The organism is Phenylobacterium sp. J367, assembly GCF_024699985.1.
Lineage (GTDB): Bacteria > Pseudomonadota > Alphaproteobacteria > Caulobacterales > Caulobacteraceae > Phenylobacterium.
On the sequence record NZ_JAJONA010000001.1, the window covers coordinates 873,007 to 896,923 of the forward strand.

Annotated in this window: 22 protein-coding genes and 3 pseudogenes; 6 read left to right on the forward strand and 19 right to left on the reverse strand. The window is 68.9% G+C overall.

Going from position 1 to position 23,917, the window contains the following annotated elements:
- Positions 1-22: 22 nt before the first annotated feature.
- On the reverse strand, positions 23-817 hold the full coding sequence (locus tag LRS04_RS04785; RefSeq protein WP_257815388.1) for a SapC family protein: 795 nt from the start codon (positions 815-817) through the stop codon (positions 23-25).
- A 165-nt stretch (positions 818-982) separates the two neighbouring features.
- Between LRS04_RS04785 and LRS04_RS04790 the strand changes: the two genes are divergently transcribed.
- Together LRS04_RS04790 and LRS04_RS04795 are read left to right on the forward strand one after the other, a co-directional pair.
- Positions 983-1,867, forward strand: a complete 885-nt coding sequence (locus LRS04_RS04790; RefSeq protein ID WP_257815389.1) for a MaoC/PaaZ C-terminal domain-containing protein — start codon at positions 983-985, stop codon at positions 1,865-1,867.
- A 14-nt stretch (positions 1,868-1,881) separates the two neighbouring features.
- Entirely contained in the window at positions 1,882-2,664 is a 783-nt protein-coding gene (locus tag LRS04_RS04795; RefSeq protein ID WP_257815390.1) for a phosphatase PAP2 family protein, read from the forward strand.
- Here LRS04_RS04795 and LRS04_RS04800 read toward each other — a convergent pair.
- The 4 genes and pseudogenes from LRS04_RS04800 to LRS04_RS04815 all read right to left on the reverse strand — a co-directional run bounded on the left by LRS04_RS04800 (position 2,591) and on the right by LRS04_RS04815 (position 8,563).
- Positions 2,591-3,181 (reverse strand): GNAT family N-acetyltransferase, encoded by a 591-nt coding sequence (locus tag LRS04_RS04800; RefSeq protein ID WP_257815392.1) that lies wholly within the window; start codon positions 3,179-3,181, stop codon positions 2,591-2,593. The genes LRS04_RS04795 and LRS04_RS04800 overlap by 74 nt on opposite strands.
- Positions 3,178-4,057 (reverse strand): annotated as a pseudogene (gene aguB, locus LRS04_RS04805) (N-carbamoylputrescine amidase). The gene LRS04_RS04800 and the pseudogene aguB overlap by 4 nt, the downstream one beginning before the upstream one ends.
- Positions 4,054-5,051, reverse strand: a pseudogene (locus LRS04_RS04810) (agmatine deiminase family protein). Before LRS04_RS04810 ends, aguB begins: the two co-directional pseudogenes overlap by 4 nt.
- 131 nt (positions 5,052-5,182) lie before the next feature.
- Positions 5,183-8,563, reverse strand: coding sequence for a TonB-dependent receptor (locus LRS04_RS04815; RefSeq protein ID WP_257815393.1), 3,381 nt, complete (start codon positions 8,561-8,563; stop codon positions 5,183-5,185).
- A 216-nt stretch (positions 8,564-8,779) separates the two neighbouring features.
- Between LRS04_RS04815 and LRS04_RS04820 the strand changes: the two genes are divergently transcribed.
- Positions 8,780-10,126, forward strand: a complete 1,347-nt coding sequence (locus LRS04_RS04820; RefSeq protein WP_257815394.1) for a glycosyltransferase family 39 protein — start codon at positions 8,780-8,782, stop codon at positions 10,124-10,126.
- Positions 10,127-10,136: 10 nt separating this feature from the next.
- Entirely contained in the window at positions 10,137-10,319 is a 183-nt protein-coding gene (locus LRS04_RS04825) for a hypothetical protein (protein WP_257815395.1), read from the forward strand.
- Here LRS04_RS04825 and msrA read toward each other — a convergent pair.
- From msrA to LRS04_RS04855, 6 genes are all read right to left on the reverse strand, one after another.
- Positions 10,300-10,881: a peptide-methionine (S)-S-oxide reductase MsrA gene (gene msrA / locus LRS04_RS04830; protein WP_257815396.1), complete on the reverse strand. Its 582-nt coding sequence runs from the start codon at positions 10,879-10,881 to the stop codon at positions 10,300-10,302. The genes LRS04_RS04825 and msrA overlap by 20 nt on opposite strands.
- Before the next feature lie 79 nt (positions 10,882-10,960).
- Entirely contained in the window at positions 10,961-11,500 is a 540-nt protein-coding gene (locus LRS04_RS04835) for a class I SAM-dependent methyltransferase (RefSeq protein ID WP_257815397.1), read from the reverse strand.
- Positions 11,501-11,569: 69 nt separating this feature from the next.
- A complete protein-coding gene (locus LRS04_RS04840; protein WP_257815398.1) occupies positions 11,570-12,220 on the reverse strand; it encodes a 3-oxoacid CoA-transferase subunit B in 651 nt (216 codons plus the stop codon).
- Between the two features lies 1 nt (position 12,221).
- The gene (locus LRS04_RS04845) at positions 12,222-12,935 is read right to left on the reverse strand and encodes a CoA transferase subunit A (protein ID WP_257815399.1); all 714 of its coding nucleotides are present in this window, start codon (positions 12,933-12,935) and stop codon (positions 12,222-12,224) included.
- An 83-nt stretch (positions 12,936-13,018) separates the two neighbouring features.
- A complete protein-coding gene (locus LRS04_RS04850; RefSeq protein WP_257815400.1) occupies positions 13,019-13,801 on the reverse strand; it encodes an NAD-binding protein in 783 nt (260 codons plus the stop codon).
- Positions 13,771-14,868 (reverse strand): monovalent cation:proton antiporter-2 (CPA2) family protein, encoded by a 1,098-nt coding sequence (locus LRS04_RS04855; RefSeq protein WP_257815401.1) that lies wholly within the window; start codon positions 14,866-14,868, stop codon positions 13,771-13,773. The genes LRS04_RS04850 and LRS04_RS04855 overlap by 31 nt, the downstream gene beginning before the upstream one ends.
- Positions 14,869-14,978: 110 nt before the next feature.
- On the opposite strand from LRS04_RS04855, the gene LRS04_RS04860 reads away from it, so the two are divergent.
- Positions 14,979-15,932, forward strand: a complete 954-nt coding sequence (locus tag LRS04_RS04860) for an isopenicillin N synthase family oxygenase (RefSeq protein ID WP_257815402.1) — start codon at positions 14,979-14,981, stop codon at positions 15,930-15,932.
- A 112-nt stretch (positions 15,933-16,044) separates the two neighbouring features.
- On the opposite strand, the gene LRS04_RS04865 is transcribed toward LRS04_RS04860, so the two are convergent.
- The 7 genes and pseudogenes from LRS04_RS04865 to LRS04_RS04890 all read right to left on the reverse strand — a co-directional run bounded on the left by LRS04_RS04865 (position 16,045) and on the right by LRS04_RS04890 (position 21,720).
- Positions 16,045-16,311, reverse strand: a complete 267-nt coding sequence (locus tag LRS04_RS04865; protein WP_257815403.1) for a hypothetical protein — start codon at positions 16,309-16,311, stop codon at positions 16,045-16,047.
- A 37-nt stretch (positions 16,312-16,348) separates the two neighbouring features.
- On the reverse strand, positions 16,349-17,659 hold the full coding sequence (locus LRS04_RS04870) for a pilus assembly protein TadG-related protein (protein ID WP_257815405.1): 1,311 nt from the start codon (positions 17,657-17,659) through the stop codon (positions 16,349-16,351).
- 143 nt (positions 17,660-17,802) lie between these two features.
- On the reverse strand, positions 17,803-19,236 hold the full coding sequence (locus tag LRS04_RS04875) for a M2 family metallopeptidase (RefSeq protein WP_308238280.1): 1,434 nt from the start codon (positions 19,234-19,236) through the stop codon (positions 17,803-17,805).
- A 94-nt stretch (positions 19,237-19,330) separates the two neighbouring features.
- A pseudogene (locus LRS04_RS26575) lies at positions 19,331-19,672 on the reverse strand (hypothetical protein); the annotation flags it as partial.
- A 43-nt stretch (positions 19,673-19,715) separates the two neighbouring features.
- Positions 19,716-20,330: a carbonic anhydrase gene (locus LRS04_RS04880; protein ID WP_257815406.1), complete on the reverse strand. Its 615-nt coding sequence runs from the start codon at positions 20,328-20,330 to the stop codon at positions 19,716-19,718.
- 59 nt (positions 20,331-20,389) lie between these two features.
- The gene (maiA, locus tag LRS04_RS04885; protein WP_257815407.1) at positions 20,390-21,034 is read right to left on the reverse strand and encodes a maleylacetoacetate isomerase; all 645 of its coding nucleotides are present in this window, start codon (positions 21,032-21,034) and stop codon (positions 20,390-20,392) included.
- Entirely contained in the window at positions 21,031-21,720 is a 690-nt protein-coding gene (locus LRS04_RS04890) for a fumarylacetoacetate hydrolase family protein (protein ID WP_257815408.1), read from the reverse strand. Before LRS04_RS04890 ends, maiA begins: the two co-directional genes overlap by 4 nt.
- Before the next feature lie 97 nt (positions 21,721-21,817).
- Between LRS04_RS04890 and LRS04_RS04895 the strand changes: the two genes are divergently transcribed.
- Positions 21,818-23,038 (forward strand): CaiB/BaiF CoA-transferase family protein, encoded by a 1,221-nt coding sequence (locus LRS04_RS04895; RefSeq protein ID WP_257815409.1) that lies wholly within the window; start codon positions 21,818-21,820, stop codon positions 23,036-23,038.
- Positions 23,039-23,219: 181 nt separating this feature from the next.
- On the opposite strand, the gene LRS04_RS04900 is transcribed toward LRS04_RS04895, so the two are convergent.
- Complete coding sequence (locus LRS04_RS04900; RefSeq protein WP_257815410.1) at positions 23,220-23,894, reverse strand: hypothetical protein; 675 nt, start codon at positions 23,892-23,894, stop codon at positions 23,220-23,222.
- Positions 23,895-23,917 lie beyond the last annotated feature (23 nt).

Consider the following 23,917-nt stretch of genomic DNA (forward strand, 5'->3'; position numbering starts at 1 on the left):
CTCCCGCAAGGGGAGAAGGAAATCAGGCGTTGGCCGCTTCCGGTTGCTGCTGCTGGCGGGTCAGGGCCAGCGCGATCAGGCGGTCCCAGCCGACCAGCGACAGCAGGTGGGCGTAGATCTGGCCCAGCGCGCCGTTGTCGCGCAGCTCCATGATCTTCTCGGCCGGGAGCTGGTTCAGCTTCTCTTCCGAAACGCCGAAGTAGTCGGCGATCTTCTGCTGCTCGCCCGCCGTGCCGTCGGGATTGGTCGGCGTGAAGTTGGCGGTCTTCTGCTCGAACAGGTCCAGGTCCTTCAGGATCTGGACGAACGACAGGGTGCGCTGGCGCTCGATCTCGAAGTTGTTGCAGAACTCGATGCAGTTCTTCGTGTACTGGCTCGGCTGGCCGTTCTCGAAGAACGGCATGTCGCCGCCTTCCACGATGAATTCGGCGGCGCGATCGACGCAGAGCACCATCTGGTTGTTCGTGGAGTCGTTGGCGAACACGAACGGATAGCGGCGGATGTAGGCCGGGATGTAGACGCCGGCCTCGAAGGTGCCGGTGTCCTTCAGGAACATGTTCTCGCCGGCGTTCAGGCCCATGACGGCGATCGGCAGCTTTTCGTCGCCGACGAAGATGATCGGGCCGGTCACCGCGGCCAGCGGGAACTCGCCGACGGTCAGCGGGATGGCGTGGCCGACCTTCGCGAACTTGAAGGGCCCGTCCATGCGCTTCACGCCCAGCTTGCCGTGCAGCTCGGGCGTGAGGGGCTCGGGCTGCGAATAGAACAGCACGTTGCCGGTGATCTGGCCGAGGCCGGGCTGGGTCGTCGTGGTCATGTAAGCCTTCGAAATCCGGAGCCGCGCGGGCGCCCGCGCGCAAGGTCGCCGCTTCTAGCGTATCGCCGCTACACCCGCAAATGCGGCCGCCTCACGCGGCTTGCGAAGCCGGGCCGGCAAGGCTTCAATCCATCCCATAAATTCGAAGGTGGGAGGATATTTCAGATGCCGATCTATTACCCTGACATTCTCGAGCAGAAGACCGCGCCCAGGACCTTCTCCTACGGCGACAAGGACGTGATGCTCTACGCCCTGGGGATCGGCATGGGCCGCGATCCGCTCGACGCCCGCGAGCTCGATTTCACCTATGAGAAGAACCTGAAGGTCGTCCCCACGGCCGCCACCGTGCTGGCCGCCGCGGGCCCCAGGCAGGGCCGCACGCCGCCGCAGGTGCCGGAGGGCCGCCGGGTCAGCGAGATCAACTTCCTGATGGTCGTGCACGGGGAGCAGAAGGTGGAGCTTCACCAGCCGCTGCCGGTGTCGGGGACCTTCACCGCCGAGAGCCGCACGGTCGGCGCCTACGACAAGGGCAAGGACAAGGGCGCGGTCATCGTCAACGAGACGGTGTGGCGTGACGAAGCCGGCGAGAAGGTGGCCACGCTCACCGGCTCCACATTCGCGCGCGGCGACGGCGGCTTCGGCGGCCCGACCGAGGGCGCGCCCGAGCCGCATCAGGTCCCGACCCGCAAGCCGGACCTCTCCGTCGACATCGACACCCGGGAGGACCAGGCCCTGCTCTACCGCCTGAACGGCGACCGCAACCCGCTGCACTCCGATCCGGAGGTGGCCAAGCGGGCCGGCTTCCCGCGGCCGATCCTGCATGGGCTGTGCACCTACGGCATCACCTGCCGCGCCGTGCTGCAGGCGATCACCGACTACGACCCGAACCAGATCCTCAGCCACCAGGCGCGGTTCTCGGCCCCAGTCTTCCCGGGCGACACCATCACCGTCGACCTCTGGCGCGACGGGGCGGTGATTTCCTTCGAAGCGCGGGTTAAGGACCGCGACGCCACCGTCATCAAGAACGGCAAGACTGTTCTCCGCGCCTAGCCTCAGGTGATCCGTTGATCCGCACCCTCGCCCTCGCCGCGGCCCTGGCCGCCGTCACCGCCTGCGCCACCGACGTCCCGCCGCCGCCCAAGCCCGCGGTGGATGCGTCGCTGGCCGGGCCGGTGCCCACCAAGCTCACCGGCTACCTGCCCAAGGACGCCCTGGACGGCCGGAGGATCCTGCCCGGCCCGGTGAGCCCGGACTCGGCGCAGGGCCGCGCCGAGCGCGCCTACTACGACGAGACCCGCAAGCTGGAGGGCTCGGACCGCTGGAAGCGGGCGATCGAGGACAACGAGATCTGGCAGGGCGGCGCGCTCAACCGCTTCTCCTGCGCGCTCGGCAAGCAGCTCTCCGAGGCGGGCACACCGACCGCGTGGCGAATCCTCCACCGGATCGAACTCGACGTCCGCGACATCGGCAACGTGCCGAAGAACCACTACAACCGCGACCGGCCGCTGATCGGCAACGACAAGCCGATCTGCATCGCGCGCCAGGACTGGATGAAGACCAACGCCTCCTATCCCTCCGGCCACGCCATGGTCGGCTGGACCTGGGCGCTGCTGCTGACGGAACTGGCGCCGGAGCGGGCCGACCCCCTGCTGGTGGCCGGCCGCGAGATGGGCGAGAGCCGGGCGATCTGCGGCGTGCACTTCATGAGCGACATCGAGGCCGGCCGGACCCTGGCCTCGGGCATGGTGGCGCGCCTGCACGCCGAGCCGGCGTTCAACGCCGACATGGCCAAGGCCCGCAAGGAGATCGCCGCGGCGCCCGCCGCCGCGAACTGCCCCAGCGCCTGATCCGGAAGAGGACGTGGCGGCGGAGCGGATGGTCCGCCGCCAGCCTCGGATGGTCGAAGTCGGCGTCCGGGTCGCGGACCATGCCGATCTTCCGCATGACCGCCTGGGACGTCAGGTTGGTCTCCGCCGTGATGGCCAGCACCTGACCCGCGTCCTGGGTCGCGAACACCCAGTCCCGAACCGCCTGGGCGCCCTCGGTGGCCAGGCCCTGGCCCTGGACCTCCGGATGCAGCCGCCAGCCGAGCTCGATCTCCCCGGGCTCGGGCAGGTCGTCGGCGAACCGCTGGGCGCCAATCGCGCCGATCAGCCGGCCATCCGCCTTCCGTTCGGCGGCGAAGAAGCAGAAGCCGTGCTCGGCCTGATGGCGCTGCAGCCGGTCGACCATGGCGTCGCTCTGGGCGCGGTCCAGCACGCCGGCCAGCCAGCGCCCGACGTCGGGGTGCGCGTTGACCTCGGCGAAGGCGTCGCGGTCGGCGTCCCGCCAGGGGCGCAGGATCAGCCGGCCGGTCTCGATCACGCCGGCCGCGCGCCCGCCAGCGCGCCGTAGAGGTCGGTCCGCCGGTCGCGGAAGAAAGCCCCAGGCGGCGCGGTGGGTCTGCAGGAAGTCCAGGTCGAAGGTCGCCGCCAGCACGCCCTCGTCGTCACGGCCGAAGGCGGCCACCAGGTCGCCCCTGTGGTCGGCGATGAAGCTGGAGCCATAGAATTCCTGACCCCCGTTGGGATAGCCCTCCCACGGCTCGAAGCCGATGCGGTTGGCGCCGACCACCGGGATCACGTTGGAGACCGCGTGGCCCTGCATGGCGCGGCGCCACGGGGCGGCGGTGTCCAGCGTCGAATCGTGGGGCTCCGAGCCGATGGCGGTGGGGTAGAACAGCACCTCGGCGCCCATCAGCGCCATGGCCCGCGCGCACTCCGGGTACCACTGGTCCCAGCAGATGCCGACGCCGAGGCGGCCGAACTTCGTGTCCCAGACCTTGAAGCCCGTGTCGCCCGGCCGGAAGTAGTACTTCTCCATGTAGCCGGGGCCGTCGGGGATGTGGCTCTTGCGGTAGACGCCCATGGGCGAGCCGTCGGCGTCGACCATCACGAGGCTGTTGAAATAGTGCGGCCCCTCGCGCTCGAAGATCGAGATCGGCAGGACGACGCCCAGTTCCTTGGCCAGCGGCGCGAGCTCGGTGACGCAGGGGTGCTCCCGCCACGGATGGGCGGTCGCGAACCAGCGCTCCTCCTGGGCGACGCAGAAGTAGGGCCCCTGGAACAGCTCGGACGGCAGGATGACCTGCGCGCCCTTGTCGGCCGCCTGGCGGATGAAGTCGGCGGTCTTGCGGATGTTGGCCTGCAGGTCGTCGCCATAGGACGTCTGGATGGCGGCCACGTTCAGGGTGCGCGTCATCGGGCGGGCTCCTGCTGGGTGATGCAGTGGAAGGATCCGCCGCCGGTCAGGATGGCGATGGACGGCAAGCCGATCACCTGGCGGTCGGGGAAGAGGGTCTCCAGCGCCTGGACGGCCATTTCTCCGGGGCGCGCCTCGTAGATCGGCACGATCACCGCCTTGTTGGCGATCAGGAAGTTCATGTGGCTGGCCGGGATCGCCTGGCCCTCGTCGCCCTCGACGAACCCCGGCGAGGGGATGCGCACGACCTTGATCCTGCGGCCCGCGGCGTCGGTGGCGTGCGCCAGCCGGCGCGCCGCGTCGTCGTAGGCGTCGGCGTTCGGGTCGCCCTTGCCCCAGGCCACCGGCACGGCGACGACCCGGTGCGACAAAGCGGGCCAGGTTGTCCACGTGGCCGTCGGTGTGGTCGTTCTGCAGGCCGTCGCCCAGCCAGATCACCTTCTTCGCACCCAGCGCCCGGGCGAAGGCGGCTTCCGCCTTGGCGTCGTCCCAGCCGGGGTTGCGGTTGGCGTTCAGCACGCACTGGCCGGTGGTCAGGACGGTCCCCTCGCCGTCGTGGTCCACGGCGCCGCCCTCGAGGATGAAGTCGTGCGGGACGAGCTCGGCGTCCGAGGCTTCCGCGATCTGGGCGGCGACGGTGTCGTCATGCGGGAGGTCGTACTTGCCGCCCCAGCCGTTGAACCGGAAGCCCAGCGCGCGGCCGTCCGCGGCGAAGATCGGCCCGGTGTCGCGCAGCCAGATGTCGCCGAACCGGCCGGGCACGATCTCGATGTTGGCCACGTCGCCCAGCAGGCGGCGGGCGGCCGCCTCGCCGTCGGGATGGCCGGTCATCAGCCGCACGGTCTCACCGCCGGGTCCCGCGAGCGCGCGGGCCAGCACCGCCACCTCGGCCTGGGCGGCCTCGAGGTCGGACTCCCAGAGGTCCGCATGACTGGGGGAAGCCCAGCCACATGGCCCGGTGGGGCGCCCATTCGGCAGGTACGGTGAAGCTCATGCGGGTCTCGGGTCGAAGCCGGGCGCAGATGGCCCCCGGGGACCCCCACGTCAAGCGCTGCGACATCGCGCCAAAGAAGAAGGGCGGCTGCATCGCTGCAGCCGCCCCGCATTCCGTTCAGGCCCTGAGGCTTAGAACGAGTACTTCAGGCCGAACTTGACCTGCCACAGCGAGCGGTTGGGCGCGTCCGAGTTGGACAGCGTTTTCACCGCCGGGGTGAAGTTCTGGTACTGGTACCGGTTGCCAGGGGCCGACGCCACGCCGACGATCGGCGCCGCATAGAAGAAGTCCACCTGGCGGACCGTGCCCCACTCGTCGTTGAGCATGTTGCCGATGTTCACCAGGTCCATGTAGGCCTGGATCTTGGCGCCGCCCGGGAAGAAGGCCGGGAGCTCCTGGCTGATGCGCAGGTCGAAGGTGGTCACGTCGTCGCTGCGGAAGCCGTTCCGGGGCGAGATGCGCCCGGCGTACTTCGTCAGGCCGACGCCCTTCAGGTACTCGTTGAAGCGGTTGATGTCGAAGCCCGACGCGTAGGTGACGATCGGGTCGCTGGTCAGGGTCACGTTGCCGGCCGAGTCGACCTGCGGGACGTAGAACAGCTGCCGGTTCGAGGCGCCGTCGCCGAAGAGCGCGAGGGCGTTGGTGCTCGAGAGGTTGTAGACGAAGCTGTACGGGTTGCCCGAGCGGTGCTGGAAGAACAGCGAGACGTTGGTCTCGTTGTCGCCGAAGAACGCGCGGCGGAACGAGAAGCGGCCCTTGAACTGGTGCTTGATCTCGTAGTTCGAGGTCGCCAGGCCCGGATCGTTGATGTCGGCCGTCGCCAGGTTGCCCCAGTTCGAGAAGGCCACCGAGCTGGTGCCCGGGTTCACGTCCTTCGCGTCCGTCAGCGTGTAGCTCAGGCTGGCGTCGATGCCGTTCTCCCAGGCCTTCGACATGCTGAAGGCCCAAGCCTGCTGGAAGCCCTCGTCGGTGTTGGTCAGGACGAGGTCGTTGCCGGTGTCGTTGCCCGAGCCGGCGATGAACGCGCCGCGCTGGGTCGCATTGCGGTAGACCGGACGGCCGTCCGGCGCGGTCCCGACCGGCGTCAGGCCGGCGCGGTAGTCCTTCCAGAGGATCGCTTCCTTCACGTCGCCGCGGAGGAAGTCGATGGTGAAGTTGTAGTTCTCACCGATGTAGGGGAAGGCCAGGTCAGCCGAGAAGCTGAGGCTGCTCTTCCAGGTCTGCACCGGCTGGAAGGCCGGGTCGATGCCGTTGGCGCTGGCCGCGCGACGGATGGTCTCGATCGTCGGCAGCGCCGGGTTCAGCAGGTTCTCGAAGGCCGCCGGCAGGTTGCGGTAGTCCGCCGCCGTGACCAGGGAGTTCAGCACCGCGTTGTCGTCGGTGCCCAGGGCCCGGCCGCAGTTGGTGTTGGTCTGGTTGCGGGCGCAGAAGATGGTCGCGCCGAGCACGCCGGTGTTCGAGAAGCTGTTCGACACCCACACCGTGGCCGAACCGCCCGAGAACAGGCCGAAGCCGCCGGTCAGGCGCAGGCGGCGGGCGGCGAAGCTGCCCCACTCCGGCTCGTACTGCGGGGTGTACTCGAAGCTGACCCGCGGCATCATCACGTCGCGGCCGTCGAGGTTCTCGCTGTTCGAGAAGCCGTAGCGCTGCTGGAAGAAGCTGTTGGCGAGCGGACGGTCGTCCTGGACCAGGCGGGTGTAGCGGAAGCCGGCGGTGACCGAGAGTTCCGGCGTGATCCGCAGGGTATCCTGGGCGTAGATGTTCCAGGTGTCGTAGTCGAACTGGGCCGCGAGGTCCTGCTCGTTACGCTGGCCGTCGCCGTTCGCATCGACGATGGCGTTCTGGTACTGGACCTGGTCCGGCAGGCGGTTCTGCAGGTTGGCAAGGCTGAAGAAGGTGAACTCGGCTTCGGTCCGCTGACCGAAGAGGTTGTAGACCTTCAGGTTTTCCTTCTCGACGCCGAACGAGAACTGGTGGTCGCCCAGGTCATAGAAGACCCGGCCGCGATAGTTGGTGACTTCGTTCTCGAGCTCGTTGGCGTGACGCGACACGTCGGGACCCGCGAGGATCCGCGTGTTGGTGTTGAGCGCCGCCGGGTTGCCGGCGATCGAGAACTGGCCGATCTCGGCCTCTTCGTCGCCCGCGCCTTCGCCGTTGCCGCTCTCGCCGCCGACCGGCTGTTGCAGCGTGACCACCTTCTTCTTGGTGGCGACGAGTTCCGACCGCAGGTTCTCCGACCAGTCCGAGTTCAGCTGGGCGGTGTAGACCTCGAGGTCGTCACCCTTGATGTAGTAGTTGGAGTAGAGCGCCAGCTGGGTCGAGGACGAGCGGTTGCCTTCGATCAGGCGGGTGCCGTTGGTCTTCTGGTAGGTGACCGCCAGGCGGTGCGCGTCAGTGATGTTCCAGTCGAGCTTGCCCAGCCACTTCTCGTCCTCTTCCGGGAGCGAGAGGTTGTCGAGGATCGAGTTCTCCTGGTCGAGCGTATAGCCGTACACGCTGGCCAGGGTGTTCTCGATGGCCGTGATCTGGGCCGGCGTCACGAAGGTGCTGCCGTTGCCCGTGATGATCGGCTTGCCGGAGCCCACCGGACCGGCGATCGAGCCGCGCTCGGCCTCGAACTTCTCGTAGGAGCCGAAGAAGAACAGGCGGTCACGGATGATCGGCCCGCCAAGGGTCGCGCCGTACGACTTCTCTTCGAAGACGTTGGTGAAGGTCTGGCCCTCGGCCTTGTCGCCGATCAGGTCCTGGTCGGAGTACTCGTAGAAGGCCGAACCGTGGAACTCGTTGCTGCCCGACTTGGTCACCACGTTGATGTTGGCGCCCTGGAAGTCGTTGTAGAGCACCGAGTAGGGCGCGAGGTTCACGCTCATCGCCTGGACGGCGTCGGTGGAGATCGGGCTCCGCTGGGTCGGATAGCCGTTGTTGTTCAGGCCGAAGTCGTCGTTCTGCTTCACGCCGTCGACGGTCAGCGAGTTGTAGCGGTTCGACACGCCGCCCGCGACCACCGCGTCCAGGTTGGACGGGTCGAGGGTGATGAACGGATTGAGGCGCGCCAGGTCCTTCAGGTCGCGCTTCATCGACGGCAGGTCTTCGATGTCGGAGAGTTGGAAGTTCGAGGTCGGGCCGCCGTTCTCCTCGCGGTTCATGGCCGTCGCGGTGACGACCACTTCCTCGACGGCGCCGGCGAAGGCCACATCGACGTTGACCGGCGTGCCGACGCCGACGGACGCGACGCGGGTCGTCTCGGTTTCGCCATTGGCGGTCACCGCCACGGTGTACGGGCCGCCGACGCGCAGGCCGCGCGCGGTGAAGTAACCGTCAGCGCCGGTGGCGGTGTTCACGACCGTGCCTGTCGGCACGTGGGTCACCGCGACCGAGGCGTTGGCGACGGGATTGCCGTCCGCGCCGATCGCCTGACCACGGATCGTGCCCGTGGTTTCCTGGGCGTAGACGGCCGTGCCCATGGCGGCGACGAGCACGCCAAAGGAGGCCCCGCAAGCGAGCCGCTTCATCGAAATCATCGAAATCCCCTCAATCCCGACCTTCCCCATCGTCTCCCCAGACGACGTCACCGGTCTTCCTTTCGCCCGCTATAGCGCGGAAATTCGCTTTGTGGGTGACGGTTTTGTTACGGCGACGCTGCGCCGCATGAATCCGCGCCGAAACGTGGCGCCGGCGCTATACAAGGCGCCCGAATGGGGGCGTCCGGAGGACGTGCGAAGGTGCCGATGGGCGAGAGATTGACAGGCATCGGTCAGGACCGGGAATGGCGCGCCGCCATCCTCCTGGTGGCCGGGCTGACCGTCGCGCGTCTGGTGGCGCTCTTCACAACGCCCCTGGAGCTCTATCCGGACGAAGCCCAATACTGGCTTTGGTCCCGGACCCTCGACTTCGGGTACTATTCCAAGCCCCCGATGATCGCCTGGACCATCTGGGCGACCACGGCGTTCGGCGGCGACGCCGAGGCCTGGGTCCGGCTGGGCGCGCCGCTGTTCCAGGCCGGCGCCGCCCTGCTGGTCTTCGCCATCGGTCGGCGGCTCTACGACGCCCGGGTGGCGCTCGCGGCGACCGCCCTCTACGCGCTGGCGCCGGCCATCCAGCTCTCCGCGGCGGTGATCGCCACGGACGCACCCCTGCTATTCTTCCTTGGGCTGACAATTCTACTCTATGCGACGCTGCAGACCGCGGAGGGCCGGCGCGGCCACCTCGCCGCGGGCGTCGGCGCGAGCCTGGGCCTGGCGTTCCTCTCGAAGTACGCGGCGGTCTACGGATTGATCGGCATCGCCCTGCACCTCGTGCTGTCCGAGGACGCCCGCCGGGCCTGGTCACCGAACCGCATCCTCCTGGCGCTCGGGGCCTTCGCGGCGGTGCTGGCGCCGAATGTGATCTGGAACGCCCAGCACGGCTTCGCCACGGTTCAGCACACGGCCGCCAACGCCGCCTGGGGCGGCCGACAGCTGTTCAATTTTCCCGAGCTCGGCGAATTCCTGCTGACCCAGTTCGGCGTCTTCGGGCCGATCCCGTTCGCCGCCCTGATCGTGGGCCTTGTCGTCGCCATCCGCCGGCGGACCCTGGCGGCGGAGGACCTCCTGCTCCTCTGCTTCGTCCTGCCGCCGCTCTTGATCGTCATCGGCCAGTCGTTCGTCAGCCGGGCCAACGCCAACTGGTCGGGCGCCGCCTACCTGCCGGGCGCGGTGCTCGTGGCCGCCTGGCTCGTGCACTGGCGGGCGCGGCGCTGGCTGATGGCGGCCATCGTGCTGCAGGCGACGATCGCGGCCCTGTTCCTGGCGTTCACGATCTCGCCCGCCTTCGCGGAGCGTATGGGGGGCGGCGAACAGCTTCAAGCGGGCCAAGGGATGGTCGCAGACCACCGAGGCGATCCTGACGCGCGCGGCGGTCGAGGAGCCGGCGGGCCTCACCGCCATCGCGGTCAACAGCCGCTTCCTCTACTACGCCATGCGCTATTATGGCCGCGACTGGTTCGCCGACCCGAACGCCCCGCCGCTCAGGGCCTGGCTGCTCGCCGACACCCCCCAGAACCAGGCCGAGACCAGCGCCCCGCTAACGCCCGCTGAGGGCCGCCGCGTGCTGGCCGTGGCGCTGGAGGGCAACTGGCGCGACGAGATGGCCGGCGACTTCCGCCGCGTCTACGGCGAGGAGATCGCGAGCATCGGCCTGGACCGCAAGCGCAAGCGCAGGATCGAGATGTTCGTGGGCGAGGACTTTGCGCCCCGGCCGCGCGACCCGGCTACCGGCCACCCCAGATGACCTTAAGCGCCCGGTCGCGGCCACAGCCGATCCGGTAGGCGTCGTAGCGCCGCGGGTTCTTCTTCGCGAAGTCCTGGTGGTAGGCCTCGGCGTTCCAGAAGGTGGCGGCGGGGCGGATCTGGGTCGCGATTCTGGCGGTCGGCAGCTCCTTCTGGACCTTCGCCACCACGGCCTCGGCGGCCTGCCGCTCCTGGGCATTGGTGACGAACACCGCGGTCCGGTAGGACGGGCCCTTGTCGCAGATCTGCCCGTTGGGGTCGGTCGGGTCGATATTGTGGAAGAAGTAGTCGACCAGCTGGCCGTAGCTCACCTTGGCCGGGTCGTAGGTGACCTTCACGGCCTCCAGGTGGCCCTGGTGGTTCTCGTAGGTGGGGTTGCGCAGGGCGCCGCCCGAATAGCCCGAGACGGCGGCGACCACGCCCGGCGCGGCCTCGAAGAACTTCTCCACCGACCAGAAGCAGCCGCCGGCGAACACGGCGGTCTTCAGGCCGGACTGGGCCGGCGCGGCGGAGCCCAGCGCCAGGGCGGAGGCGGCGATCGCCGCGAAGAGGCGGATCTTCATGGGACGAAGAGTGTCACTCGTGAGGGTTCAGGTCACGAGGATAGGTAGGCGCCGGGCGCGCCCGTTGCGAGCGTGGCCGTCAGGAGGGCTTGCGCGGGGCCACTACCACCAGGAAGCCGTTGGGCACCTTGTGCAGCCCCTCGACCTCGAACCGCTCGCAGAGCTTGGGCAGCCACCAGGACGACGGCTTCTGGATCAGGTGGGCGTTGCGGCCGTCGCTCAGCACCTTCTTCGCCGGACCGGTGTGCACCGTGAACACGCCGTAGCGGGCGGTCAGGTCGCGCAGCTCGTCCAGCACGGCGTCCAGGCAATCCGGCTCGATATGCTCCAGCACGTCGATGCAGCAGACCATGTCGGCCGACCGGGCCGGGCCATACTCGGGGAAAGCCGGGTCGTAAGGACGGTAGTCGATCTGGATGCCCTGTTCCGTCAGGCCGCGCAGCAGGTTCTGCTTGCCCGCGCCGTAGTCGGAGACGGAGGTGACGCCGAGCTGGCGGATCGCCTTGGCGATGACCGGCGCGAACATCAGCGAGGCCACGCCGTAGTTCGGGTTCTTGTGCAGCTCCTGCTGCTGACGCCGATAATCCTCGGTGATGACTTCGCGGGCCGTCGTTTCCATGGCCCCTTTTCGCACAACGGCGTCCGCCGCTGAACCCCCGCGATGCCGCCCGCCGCGACTTGTCGCGGCTCAGGCCGCCTGGGCGGCGACCTCGAAGGGGGCTTCGGTCTTGGCGCGGATCTCGTCCAGGGTGACGCCGGGCGCCAGCTCCAGCAGGGTCAGAGGCGACTTCCCGCGGGCGACGTCGAACACGCCGAGGTCGGTGACCACCAGGTCCACCACACCCTTGCCGGTGAGCGGCAGGGAGCAGGCGTTCACGAGCTTGGGCGCACCGGACTTCTCCACGTGCTCCATGACCACGACCACGCGCTTGACGCCGGCCACCAGGTCCATGGCCCCGCCCATGCCCTTCACCATCTTGCCGGGCACCATCCAGTTGGCGAGGTCGCCGTTGGCGGCCACCTGCATGGCGCCGAGGATGGAAAGGTCGATGTGGCCGCCGCGGATCATCGCGAAGCTGTCGGCCGAGCTGAAGTAGGACGAGCTCGGAAGCGCCGTGATCGTCTGCTTGCCGGCGTTGATCAGGTCGGGGTCGGCCTCGCCCTCATAGGGGAACGGGCCCATGCCCAGCATGCCGTTCTCCGACTGTAGCGTCACTGACATGCCGGCCGGGATGTAGTTGGCCACCAGGGTCGGGATGCCGATGCCGAGGTTCACGTAGAAGCCGTCGCGCAGCTCGCCCGCCGCGCGGGCCGCCATCTGGTCACGGGTCCAGGCCATCTCAGGCGACCTCTTCGCGCTTGCGGGTGGTGAGCTGCTCGATCCGCTTCTCGAAGGCCGGGCCTTTGAGGATGCGATCGACATAGATGCCCGGCGTGTGGATCTGGTCCGGGTCGATCTGCCCGACCTCGACCAGCTCCTCGACCTCGGCGACGGTCACCTTGCCGGCGGTCGCCATCATCGGATTGAAGTTCCGCGCGGTCATCCGGTAGACGAGGTTGCCCTCGGCGTCGCCCTTCCAGGCCTTGACGATGGCGAGGTCGGCGACAAGGCCGCGCTCCATCACATACTCCTCGCCGTCGAAGACGCGGACCTCCTTGCCCTCGGCCACCAGCGTGCCGACGCCGGTCCTGGTGAAGAAGGCCGGGATGCCCGCGCCGCCGGCTCGGATGCGCTCGGCCAGCGTGCCCTGCGGGTTGAACTCCAGCTCCAGCTTGCCGGAGAGGTAGAGCTCGGCGAACAGCTTGTTCTCGCCGACGTAGGACGAGATCATCTTGCGGATCTGCCCGCCGGCCAGCAGCACGCCCAGGCCGAAGTCGTCCACGCCGCAGTTGTTGGAGACGACGGTCAGGTCCTTCACCCCCGTCTCGCGGATCGCCGCGATCAGGTTTTCCGGGATCCCGCAGAGGCCGAAGCCGCCCGCCATGATGGTCATGCCGTCGAACAGCAGCCCGGCCAGGGCCTCGTTCGCGGTCTTCTGCACCTTGCTCGCCATGTTCCGCCCTTTACGCCGCATCCGTCCGGTTGAGAACCGGGACACGGCAAAAATTCACCAACTGATGAAACCGGGTGACAGCGTCAGGCCACGGGCGCGCGCCGGTCGAGGTCTTCGCGGTCTTCGAACTCCTCCTCGTTGACCACCTGGCCCTCGCTCCGGGGCACCGAGAACGGCTCCGGTTTCGGCGTCTGGAGGTTGCCGCGCATCAGGAAGCGCCCGGCCGTGAGCCCGCCGGCCAGTTGCAGCTCCAGCCGGGCCTCGTCGCGGCGCCGGACGTCGACGATGGTCTCGGTCGCCACATCCTCGTCCACGCCGAGCTCGACCAGGACTTCGTGACCGAACACCAGGGCGGATTCGAAGGTCTCGCGCAGCTGGTAGTCGACGCCGGCCTGGATCAGCCGGACGGCGTGGCCGCGGTCAAAGGCGCGGACGAAGAGCTTGGCGTGCGGGAACTCGGCCTTCACGAGCTCGACCACCCGGTCGGCCACCGCGGGCTTGTCCACACAGACGAGGATCGCCTCGGCGGTCTCGGCTCCCGAGGCGCGCAGCACATCGAGCCGTGTGCCGTCGCCGTAATAGACCTTGAATCCGAAGTCGCGGGCCGCGCGGATCATGTCCACGTCGATCTCGATCAGCGAAATCTTCATCCCCCGCGCCAGAAGCGGCTGGCTAACCACCTGGGCGAAGCGGCCGAAGCCCACCAGCAGGACCTGCCCGCTCAAGCCGTCCGGCCTCTCGACGCCCTCCAGCGAGGCCGGCGGCTCGGGCAGCAGCCGCGCGATGACCATGAACACCAGCGGTGTCGCGGCCATCGACAGGATCACGATCGCGGTCAGCGCGGCCGCCACCGTCGGCGAAAGCACCTGCGCCGAGACCGCGGCGGCGTAGAGGACGAAGGCGAACTCGCCCCCTGGGCGAACAAGGCGGCCCGCTGCACCGCCTCGCGCTGGTCCGCCCGGAACAGGCGGGCCACCAGGTAGATGACCAGGGCCTTCACCGTCATGAAGGCGACGAGTCCGGCCAGGATCAGGCGCCATTGGTCGGCGACCACCGCAAGGTCGAGCGCCATGCCGACGCTCAGGAAGAACAGGCCGAGCAGGATGCCCCGGAACGGCTCGACATCGGCCTCGAGCTGGTGGCGGAAGCTGCTCTCGGACAGCAGCACGCCGGCCAGGAAGGCGCCTAGCGCCATGGAGAGCCCGCCCCATTGCATGAAAAGCGCCGTCCCCAGGACCACCAGCAAGGCGGCGGCGGTCATGATTTCGCGGGCGCCGGTTCGGGCGAGGATCTGGAAGAACGGGTTCAGCAGCCAGCGGCCCGCAGCGATCACCACGGCGATGCAGCCGAGGCCCATGAGGACGCTGCCCCAGGGCGCCCGGTCGGTGACCGCGGCGTCGCCGTTGAACGAGGCCATCAGGCCCACCACCGCGAGCAGCGGCACCACCGCCAGGTCCTCCAGCAGGAGGATCGATACGGCTCGCTGGCCGGCCGGAGTGGAGGTCTCGCCGCGCTCGTCCAGCACCTTCATGATCACCGCAGTGGACGACAGGACGAAGCCGCTGGCGCCGATCACCGCGGCCTGGAAATTGAGGCCGCCCAGCATGGCGACGCCCGACAGCACCACGCAGCAGGCGAGCACCTGGGTCAGGCCCAGGCCGAAGATCTCCTTGCGGAGCAGCCAGAGCTTGGCCGGGCGCATCTCCAGCCCGATGACGAACAGGAACATTACGACGCCAAGCTCGGCGACGTGGAGGATGGCCTCGGGGTCGGAGAACAGCTTCAGCCCGAACGGGCCGATCACCAGGCCGGCGGCGAGATAGCCCAGAACGGATCCCAGGTTGAGCTTGCGGAAGATCGGCACGGCGACCACGGCCGCCGTCAGGAGGGCGACGGCGTGCCCCAGGTTCATGCCCGCCGCTTCGGCCGCCATGCTCGCTCCTTGTCAGGTTCCGTCCTATGTGCGGAGAAAAGCGCAGCGGCGCAACTCACCGCTGCCGGGGCGGCTGGAGGCCACGGGCCGGCGGGTGTAGAACGCTCGGCATGAGCCAAGCCATCGCCCTTCAAGACCGGATCGAGCCCGTTTCCTTCGAGCTCTTCGGCCATGACTTCGACGCCTTCACCCGCCGCCTCGGCGACAGCTACGCCCGCTGGGGCTTCGCGGTGATCTCCGACCACGGCCTGCCGCAGGACCGGATCGACGCCGCCCTCGAACAGATGAAGGCCTTCTTCGCCCTCCCCGAGGACGTGAAGCGGAAATACAAGCTGCCCGTCGCCGGCCAGCGGGGCTACACGCCGTTCGGCATCGAGACCGCCAAGGGCGCCACGCACCACGACCTGAAGGAATTCTGGCACGTGGGCCGCGAGCTGCCGGCCGGCCACGCCTTCCGCGACCACATGCCCGACAACGTCTGGCCGGACGCCGAACTGCCCGAGTTCCGTGAGAAGGTGCAGTGGCTGTACGACGCCCTCGACGCCATGGGCCTCAAGGTGCTGGAGGCGATCTCGGTCTACCTCGGCCTCGACCGCCACTTCTTCGACGACAAGGTCGACGTGGGCAATTCGATCCTGCGCCTGCTCCACTATCCGCCGGTGCCGCAGGACGGCCCGCACATCCGGGCGGGCGCGCACGAGGACATCAACGTCATCACCCTGCTGCTGGGCGCCGAAGAGGCCGGGCTGGAGGTGAAGGACCACGACGGCCGCTGGATCGCCATCAACCCGCCGCCGGGCGCGCTCGTCTGCAACATCGGCGACATGCTGCAGCGGCTGGTGAACCACAGGCTGCCGTCCACGACGCACCGCGTGGTCAACCCGGCCCCCGAGCGCCGGGGCTTCCCGCGGTACTCGACGCCATTCTTCCTGCACTTCAACTCGGATTACCTGATCGAGACCCTCCCCGGGACGATCGACGCCGACCATCCGAACCGCTACCCCGAGCCGATCACGGCCGACGGCTACCTCCAGGAGCGCCTGGCCGAGATCAAGCTGAAGTAGGCCTGGGCCACGCCGCTTCGGGGGCCGCGCCATTGGGGCACGGCGCGACCCCCGGCCCGTCCGGCAACACTCGCCGGCGAGGCCACCCTCCCAAGGGGCCGGGAGGATTCCGCTATTTGGTGATGCGCAGGTTGGTGATCGCCGCGGCGATGGCGTCGAACGCCGCGCCGAGCTGGTTCACGTTGGCCACGTCGAAGAACTTGTCCGGCGCGGACGCGCAGCCCTGCAGCAGGCTGGACGACCCGCTCTGGACCTCCACCCGCACAGTGTAGATCTCGATCTTCTTGGCCTTCATGGCGGTGCAGAGCGCGGCCAGGCGGTTGTTCATCGCCGTGGTGCGCTGGCTGGTGCTCGACGAGCCGGTGATGCCGGCCAGCATGTTCTGCCAGACGAAGCCGTAGCCGCCGTAGTACGAGTCATTGTTGGTGTTCGGAGTCGTACATGGTGTTCTCGCCGTCCGTCATGAGGATGACGATCTTCTTCAGGTGCGGCGTGCCGTAGGCCCCGCCGTCGGCGAGCGGCGCGTTGGGCGTGACCGCGTGCCAGCCCCAGACCATGCCCAGCGGGATGTTGGTCTCGCCGATGGCCGTCATGTTGTCGATCGCGGTCTTCACGGCCGACATGTCGGTGGTCAGCCGGATCATCGGCTGCAGCGTGCAGCCGGCGTTGGGCCCGTGGGTGTAGGTCATGCCGAGGTCGGTCGTGAAGCTGCCGGTGCGCTTCCAGACACCGGTGGCGTACTTGGCCGAGCGGCGCTCCTTGGCCTTCCAGTCCGACCCGCCGCCGTCGGCGATGTAGTCGTTCACCTTGGGCGTGCCCGACACATCCGGCTCGTCCGGCCAGAACCAGGGTACGAACATCGAGGCCGGGGTGCTCGTCGCCGGCGCCTCCTCGCTGATGTCGTAGGGCTGGCGGCGCGACTCCACGCAGCCCGCCCATGACTGGCCGATGTTCTTCATCATCGTCAGCCGGTCGGTGTGCTGGACGTCGAAGATGTCGTTGTTGGTGGTCCCCTGGTAGTGCTGCTTGCCCTGGGGATCGATCCAGCTCGGCACGCCCGGGCCGGTGTGGCTGGCGGTGTTGTAGGTGGCCAGGCTCGTCGTGTCCTGCACCCGCACCGTGTTGGAGAACGGCACCAGGGCGATCTTGATCGGCGTCGGCTCGGCGCTCATCGAGGCGGCCAGCGCCAGCTTGTCGACCAGCTTCTTGGCCTCGGTCTTCAGCGTCGCCAGCTTCGGCGAGTTGTTGAGGACCATGGAGCCGGTGTTGTCGAGCACAAGGGCGATCTCCAGCCGGTCGATCGACCGCTGGACCTCGGTGTCCACCTGCACCGGCTTGTGGTCGAAGAAGGCGGGCGCGAAGGCGTCCAGCTCCACCGAGGCCTGAGCCACGACCTTCGTCCCGGACAGGGAGAAGGTTGAGCCCTTGAGCGTCGCGCCGTTGATCAGCTTCAGGTTGGCGGCCAGCGCCTTGTCGCCGATGGCGTCGATCTGATCGCTGGTCTGGGCGTTGGAGCGCGCGGCGTAGAGGGCTGCCGCGTCGAGCGCGTCCTGCAGCTTCCCGCGCTGTTCGCTGGCCAGGTAGACGTCGAAGACGCCCAGCGCCATCGGGGTCAGAACCGCCACGGCGAGGGCGAAGATCACCGCCGCCACGCCCTTCTCGTCGCGCGCGCCGGCGTTGAGCCGGGCGAGCACGCCTTCCAGACGGTCACGAGCCTTGATCTGCATCGGGCGTCCCGATCCTTCAGCCACTATTCGGGCATCAGATCGCGCGAACGCCGTAAATTTCGGGTCAGGCGGGAGGGTTAACTCTCACCGTAAGGTTAAGGGCCGGACGGCGGAGCACGCCCGCCGTCCGGCCCCTTGAGGCCTTACCAGCCGCAGGTCTGGCCGCGGTTCTGCGTCACGAGCCAGGTGTTGAGCGGCTTGAAGTAATCGGCCACGGCGCTGGCGTCCGTGCGGGTCTCGCCGGTGAAGGTCTTCAGGGTCTCCGGCCAGGGCTGGGACTGGCCGAGCTCCATCATGGCGTTGAAGCGACGCCCGACCTCCTTCTGGTCATAGACCGAGCAGCGGTGCAGCGGCCCCTTCCAGCCGGCCTGCTTGCAGGCCGCCCGGTGGAACTGGAACTGGTAGATGTGGGCCAGGAAGTAGCGGGTGTAGGGCGTGTTGCCCGGCACGTGATACTTCGCGCCCGGATCGAAGGCGTCGGCCGGCCGCGGCCCCGGCGCGGTCAGGCCCTGGTACTGCAGCCGCAGCTTCCACCAGGCGTCGTTGTAGGTCTCCGGCCCGACCTCGCCCGAGAACACCTGCCAGCGCCAGCGGTCGACCAGCAGGCCGAACGGCAGGAAGGCGATCTTGTCGAGCGCGGTCTTGAGCAGGAAGGGGATGTCTTCTTCGGCCCCCGGCGCCTTGTCGAGCAGGCCGATCTGCTGGAGGTAGGTCGGCGTCGAGGCCGACAGCGCGGCGAAGTCGCCGATCGCCTCGTGGAAGCCATCATTGGCCGAGTTGCGGAACAGCGCCGGCTGGTTCTTGTAGGCGCGCTGGTAGTAGTTGTGGCCGAGCTCGTGGTGGATGGTGCGGAAGTCGTCCGCATTCACCTTCGTGCACATCTTGATGCGGATGTCGTCCTTGTCGTCGATGTCCCAGGCCGAGGCGTGGCAGACGACCTCGCGGTCCTGCGGACGGACGATCAGCGAGCGCTCCCAGAAGGTCTGCGGCAGCGGCGCGAAGCCCAGCGAGGAATAGAAGTTCTCGCCGGTCTTCACCATTTTCACCGGGTCGTAGCCCTTGGCCTCGAGCAGCTTGTCGAGGTCGTAGCTGCTGGTGATCCCCTTCGGCTGGACGACATCGTAGATGTTGCCCCACTGCTGGCCCCACATATTGCCGAGGAGGTCGGCGCGGATCGGCCCGGTCTTCGGCTGCACGGCGTCGCCGTACTGCTCGTTGAGGCGGGCGCGCACGTAGCAGTGCAGGTTCTTGTAGAAGGGCTCCACCTGCTTCCAGAGACGGTCAGTCTCGGCCGCGAAGGCGTCCGGCTCCATGTCGTAGTTGGAGCGCCAGAGCGCGCCGGTATCCTTGTAGCCCAGGCCCTTGGCGCCTTCGTTGGAGAGCGCCACGAAGCGGGCGTAGTCCGGCTTCATCGGCGGGGCGACCGAATGCCAGCCCTCCCAGGCCGCCTTCAGCTCTGCCGGGTTGCGCGACTTGGCCAGGACATCCTCGGCGTCGTTCAGGGTGATCTGCTTGCCCTGGAAGGTGAACTTGCCCGTGGAGTAGGTGGAATCCAGCTTGGTGAGCAGGTTCGACAGTTCCTCGGCGGCGCCCGGCCGGTTGGGGGGCCGGCGACACCAGGTAGAGCTTGAGGAGCTTCAGCTTGCGCGCGGTGACCGCGTCGGTCTTCACGCCGTTGAAGCGCGCCGCCTCCATGGCGAGCTTGGTGATGGTCTCGTTCTGCTCGGCGGTGGCCTTGGCCTCCAGCCACTGGGTGTCCGGCGTGATGAAGTTCGCGCGGACCCAGGCGGCCCGGTTGGCGAACGCGCTGACGCGCTCGAGTTCAGCCTCGGCGTTCTCGACGAACGTCTTGGCGTCCGCGGCGGTGGGCGTGGCGACCGCCGCAGCGGCGGCCGGGCCCTGCGCCACCGCCGGACCGGCGCCGATCAGAAGGGCGACCGCAGTGGCCGCCAACAGCTTGGATTTCATCGCTATTCCTTGAGCGTTTCGGGCGCCTCTTCGGGGGCGCCGCATGTGGCGCGGATGGGGAAGCCTCCGCGCCCGCTCAGGTCAAGCCCTACCCCAAGCGTTCGATGTCCTCGAGGCCCGTGGTGGTGACGTCGAGGTCGGTCACCAGGCCGTTGGCGATGGAATAGACCCATCCGTGGACGCTCAGCGTCTGGCCACGCGCCCAGGCGTCCTGGACGAAGACGTCGGAGGCGACGTTCCTCACCTGGCGGATGACGTTCAGCTCCACGAGCCGGTCCCACCGCTGGCGGTCGTCGGCGATACCCTCCAGCTCGCCCTTGTGGTCGTGGTGCACCTCGCGGATCGGGTGCAGCCAGTGGTCCACGAGGCCGCGCCGCTTGCCGTCCACGGCCGCCGCGACGCCGCCGCAGCCGTAATGGCCGACCACCAGGATGTGCTTCACCTTCAGCACGTCCACGGCGAACTGCAGCACCGAGAGATAGTTGGCGTCCTGCGGCGGGGCGAGGTTGGCCACGTTGCGGTGGACGAACAGCTCGCCCGGATCGAGATCGACGATCTCGTTGGCCGGCACCCGGCTGTCGGAGCAGCCGATCCACAGGTACTCGGGGGCCTGCTGGCCCTCCAGCCGCTTGAAGAAGCCGGGGTCCGCGGAGACCTTGCGTTCCGCCCAGCGCTTGTTGTTCGCCTTGAGGTCTTCGAGCATGGGCGCGCTCTAAGCCTGACAGCCGCCGGGGGGCAACCCCTCCCCCTGCGTCACCTGACTCACGCCGGGTGGGCGTCGGGCTGTTTGTCCGGGTGGGCGGCGGCGAAGGCCGGATGCTCCGCCGCCCGCGCGGCAACCGCGGCGATCGCCGGATAGGGGTCCAGCGCCACGCCGTAGCGGCCGGCGGAATAGACCTGTGGGATCAGGCAGCAGTCGGCGAGGGTCGGGGCGTCCCCGAAGGCGAAGCCCGCGCCGTGCGCGGCGACCATCGGCTCCAGGGCCGAGAAGCCATCGTTGATCCAGCGCTTCGACCAGAGGTCGCGGCCGGCGTCGTCGACGCCCAGCGCCGTAAGCTGCTGCTGGATGCGCAGGTTGTTCAGCGGGTGGATGTCGCAGGCGACGATGGCCGCCATGGCCCGGACCACCGCCCGGTCGCCCGCCGTCTTCGGCAGCAGGGCCGGCTCGGGGTGGACTTCCTCCAGCCACTCGAGGATGGCCAGGCTCTGGGTCAGCACCTGGCCGTCGTCGGTGGTCAGGGCGGGCAGCAGCTCCTGCCGGTTCACCGCCTTGTAGGCGTCGGAATGCTGGACGCCCTTCACGAGGTGGATCGGGGCGTAGTCGTAGGCGAGGCCCTTGAGGTTGAGCCCGATGCGGACCCGGTAGGGCGCGGTGGCCCGCCAGTAGCTGTGCAGCAGGAGGGTCATGCGGCCACCGTGAACGCCAGCGCGCCGACGCCCTCCACCTCGCCCTCGACCCGGTCGCCGCGGGCGAGCGCGGCCACGCCCTCCGGCGTGCCGGTGAAGATCAGGTCGCCGGGCGCCAGCGCCCAGAGCTTCGAGGCCTCCGAGACGATCTCGGCCACGTTCCAGATCATGTCGGCGACCGCGGCGTCCTGGCGGACCTCGCCGTTCACCGAAAGCGCGATGCGGCCCGTGGGCGCCGGGCCCTGCCAGCGGCGGATCGCCGAGATCGGTGCGGACGCGTCGAAACCCTTGGCCGCGTCCCACGGCTGGCCCTTGGCCTTGGCGGCGGCCTGCAGGTCGCGGCGGGTCAGGTCGACGCCGACCGCATAGCCGTAGACGAGATCCAGTGCGGCCTCGACGGGGACGGCGACGCCCGGCCTGCCGATCGCCACCACCAGTTCGATCTCGTGGTGGAGGTCGGCCGTGCACGGCGGATAGGCCGGATCCGCGCCCGGCGGCACGACGGCGTCGGCCGGCTTGGTGAAGAAGAACGGCGGATCGCGGTCGTCGTCGCCCGCGCCCATCTCCCGGCGGTGGGCCCAGTAGTTGCGCCCGACGCAAAGGATGCGGCGCACCGGGAAGGCCGCGGCCTCCCCTTCCACGGGCACGGTCGGGACGGCGGGGGCTTCGACGACATAGGCGCTCATGTCCTGCGATTAGACCCAGCCCGTTCTCTTGGAAAGCTCACGAGGGTCCCGCTGCGTGACCGTTGACAGCGCGGCCGCGGGCGCCTTGGGTCGCCCCATGTCCGAGACTTCCGCCAACGGCCCGCTGGCCGACCTCGTCGTCGTCGAGATGGGCACCCTCATCGCCGGTCCGTTCTGCGGCCAGATCCTCGGCGACTTCGGCGCCGAGGTGATCAAGATCGAGGACCCCAGGACCGGCGATCCCATGCGCCAGTGGGGCCGCAGCCTGCCCAAGGGCCTGTCGCCCTGGTGGCCGGTGATCGGCCGCAACAAGAAGTCGGTGGGCGTCGACCTGAGGACGCCGGAGGGCCAGCAGATCGCCCGCGACCTGATCGGCAAGGCCGATGTGGTGATCGAGAACTTCCGGCCCGGCGCCATGGAGAAGTGGGGACTCTCCTACGAAAGCCTGGCCGCCGAGAACCCCAGGCTGATCATGGCCCGGGTGTCCGGCTTCGGCCAGACCGGCCCCTATGCCCAGCGCGCCGGCTACGGCCTGATCGGCGAGGCCATGGGCGGCCTGCGCCACGTCACCGGCGAGCCCGATCGCCCGCCGGCCCGGGCCGGCATCTCCATCGGCGACAGCCTGGCGGCCATGCACGCGGTCATGGGGATCACCATGGCCCTGCACCACCGCGCGCGCACGGGCCAGGGCCAGGTGATCGACGCGGCCCTCTACGAGAGCGTCCTGGCGGTGATGGAGAACCTGGTCACCGAGTACGACATCACCGGCTACGTCCGTGAGCGGTCTGGGTCGATCCTGCCCGGCATCGCGCCCTCGAACGCCTATCCGTGCGCCAACGGCGAGATGATCCTGATCGGCGGCAACGGCGACAACGTCTATGCGCGCCTCACCGAGGCCATGGGCCGGCCGGACCTGAAGACCGACGCGAAGTTCGCGAGCCATGCCGCGCGCGGTGAGAACCAGCAGGAGCTGGACGGGATCATCGCCGCCTGGACCAGCGGTTTCCGGCTGGCCGACCTGCTGGCGCTGCTGGAGGCCAAGGGCGTCCCGGCCAGCCGCGTCTTCCGCGCCCCCGACATGCTGGAGGACCCGCAGTACGCCGCCCGCGAGGCGATCGTCACCACGGACCATCCGGTCTTCGGCCCGATCCGCATGCAGAACGCCTTCCCGAAGCTGTCGGCCACCCCGGGCCGCGTGCGCTGGCCGGGACCGGCCCTGGGCGAGCACACAGATGCGGTGCTCAAGGGTCTCGCGGGGTATTCGGAGGAGAAGCTCGCGGCGCTGCGCGGCAAGGGCGTGATCTCCCCCTCCCCCTGACGGGGAAGGCGGAAATCGCGCGTTGACAGAGGGTCGGGTCGCTTGATCCGGGCGATATCCCTGGGCCGCCGGTCCGGCCCCTGCGGTTGCCGCAGGTCCCCCATGCGCCGATCTAAGGCCCACCCCATGGTTAAGGTAGGTGACGGCTTGTCTCAGGGGGTGCGGCAGGTTGGCCCGCGGGTCAGGAGGACCTGAGCAGCTCCGCCACGGCCGCCGCCACCTGGGTGACGTCGTAGGGCTTGCGGATCACCGGGGCGTCGAACCCGGTGGGGGCGCCGCCCGCCTCGCCGTAGCCGGTGGCGAACACGAACGGGACCTTCCGGCGGAACAGGGCCTCGGCCACCGGTGTCACCGAGCGGCCGTTGAGGTTGGCGTCGAGCACGGCGGCGTCGATCGGCCGGTCGAGAAGGGCCATGGCCTCTTCAAGCTCGTAGGCCGGCCCGATCACCTCGGCGCCGGCTTCGGACAGGCTGGTCTCCAGCTCCAGGGCCAGCAGGACCGCGTCCTCGACGATCAGCACGCGCGAGCCCCTGAGATCGGTCGGCCCGCTGGAGACGACGATGGTCTCGGCCGCGGCCGGGGCCTCCGGCACGGTCTCGGGGCGCGGCGCGACCGCCGCGGCGCCGGCCGTCAGCCGCACGTGGACGCCGGGCGGCCGGTACTCCACGGACGTCCCGCCGTTCAGCTCGCGTCCGGTGACCTGCTCCAGCAGGGTGGTGCCGAAGCCGCGGCGGGCGGGCGGGAAGACGCGCGGCCCGCCGCCTTCCGTCCAGTTGAGCTCGAAGCCGCCGTCGGCCTTCCGGCTCCAGCGGACGTCCACATGGCCGGCCTCGGATGAGAGCGCGCCGAACTTCACCGCGTTGGTGGCCAGCTCGTGCA

Excerpts from the sequence above, each read along its gene's own strand:
- LRS04_RS04785 (WP_257815388.1), bottom strand. The coding sequence starts at position 817 with ATGACCACGACGACCCAGCCCGGCCTCGGCCAGATCACCGGCAACGTG.
- LRS04_RS04790 (WP_257815389.1), top strand. The coding sequence starts at position 983 with ATGCCGATCTATTACCCTGACATTCTCGAGCAGAAGACCGCGCCCAGG.
- LRS04_RS04815 (WP_257815393.1), bottom strand. The coding sequence starts at position 8,563 with ATGAAGCGGCTCGCTTGCGGGGCCTCCTTTGGCGTGCTCGTCGCCGCC.
- LRS04_RS04820 (WP_257815394.1), top strand. The coding sequence starts at position 8,780 with ATGGGCGAGAGATTGACAGGCATCGGTCAGGACCGGGAATGGCGCGCC.
- msrA (WP_257815396.1), bottom strand. The coding sequence starts at position 10,881 with ATGAAGATCCGCCTCTTCGCGGCGATCGCCGCCTCCGCCCTGGCGCTG.
- LRS04_RS04835 (WP_257815397.1), bottom strand. The coding sequence starts at position 11,500 with ATGGAAACGACGGCCCGCGAAGTCATCACCGAGGATTATCGGCGTCAG.
- LRS04_RS04840 (WP_257815398.1), bottom strand. The coding sequence starts at position 12,220 with ATGGCCTGGACCCGTGACCAGATGGCGGCCCGCGCGGCGGGCGAGCTG.
- LRS04_RS04845 (WP_257815399.1), bottom strand. The coding sequence starts at position 12,935 with ATGGCGAGCAAGGTGCAGAAGACCGCGAACGAGGCCCTGGCCGGGCTG.
- LRS04_RS04855 (WP_257815401.1), bottom strand. The coding sequence starts at position 14,868 with ATGGCGGCCGAAGCGGCGGGCATGAACCTGGGGCACGCCGTCGCCCTC.
- LRS04_RS04860 (WP_257815402.1), top strand. The coding sequence starts at position 14,979 with ATGAGCCAAGCCATCGCCCTTCAAGACCGGATCGAGCCCGTTTCCTTC.
- LRS04_RS04865 (WP_257815403.1), bottom strand. The coding sequence starts at position 16,311 with ATGCTGGCCGGCATCACCGGCTCGTCGAGCACCAGCCAGCGCACCACG.
- LRS04_RS04870 (WP_257815405.1), bottom strand. The coding sequence starts at position 17,659 with ATGCAGATCAAGGCTCGTGACCGTCTGGAAGGCGTGCTCGCCCGGCTC.
- LRS04_RS04880 (WP_257815406.1), bottom strand. The coding sequence starts at position 20,330 with ATGCTCGAAGACCTCAAGGCGAACAACAAGCGCTGGGCGGAACGCAAG.
- maiA (WP_257815407.1), bottom strand. The coding sequence starts at position 21,034 with ATGACCCTCCTGCTGCACAGCTACTGGCGGGCCACCGCGCCCTACCGG.
- LRS04_RS04890 (WP_257815408.1), bottom strand. The coding sequence starts at position 21,720 with ATGAGCGCCTATGTCGTCGAAGCCCCCGCCGTCCCGACCGTGCCCGTG.
- LRS04_RS04895 (WP_257815409.1), top strand. The coding sequence starts at position 21,818 with ATGTCCGAGACTTCCGCCAACGGCCCGCTGGCCGACCTCGTCGTCGTC.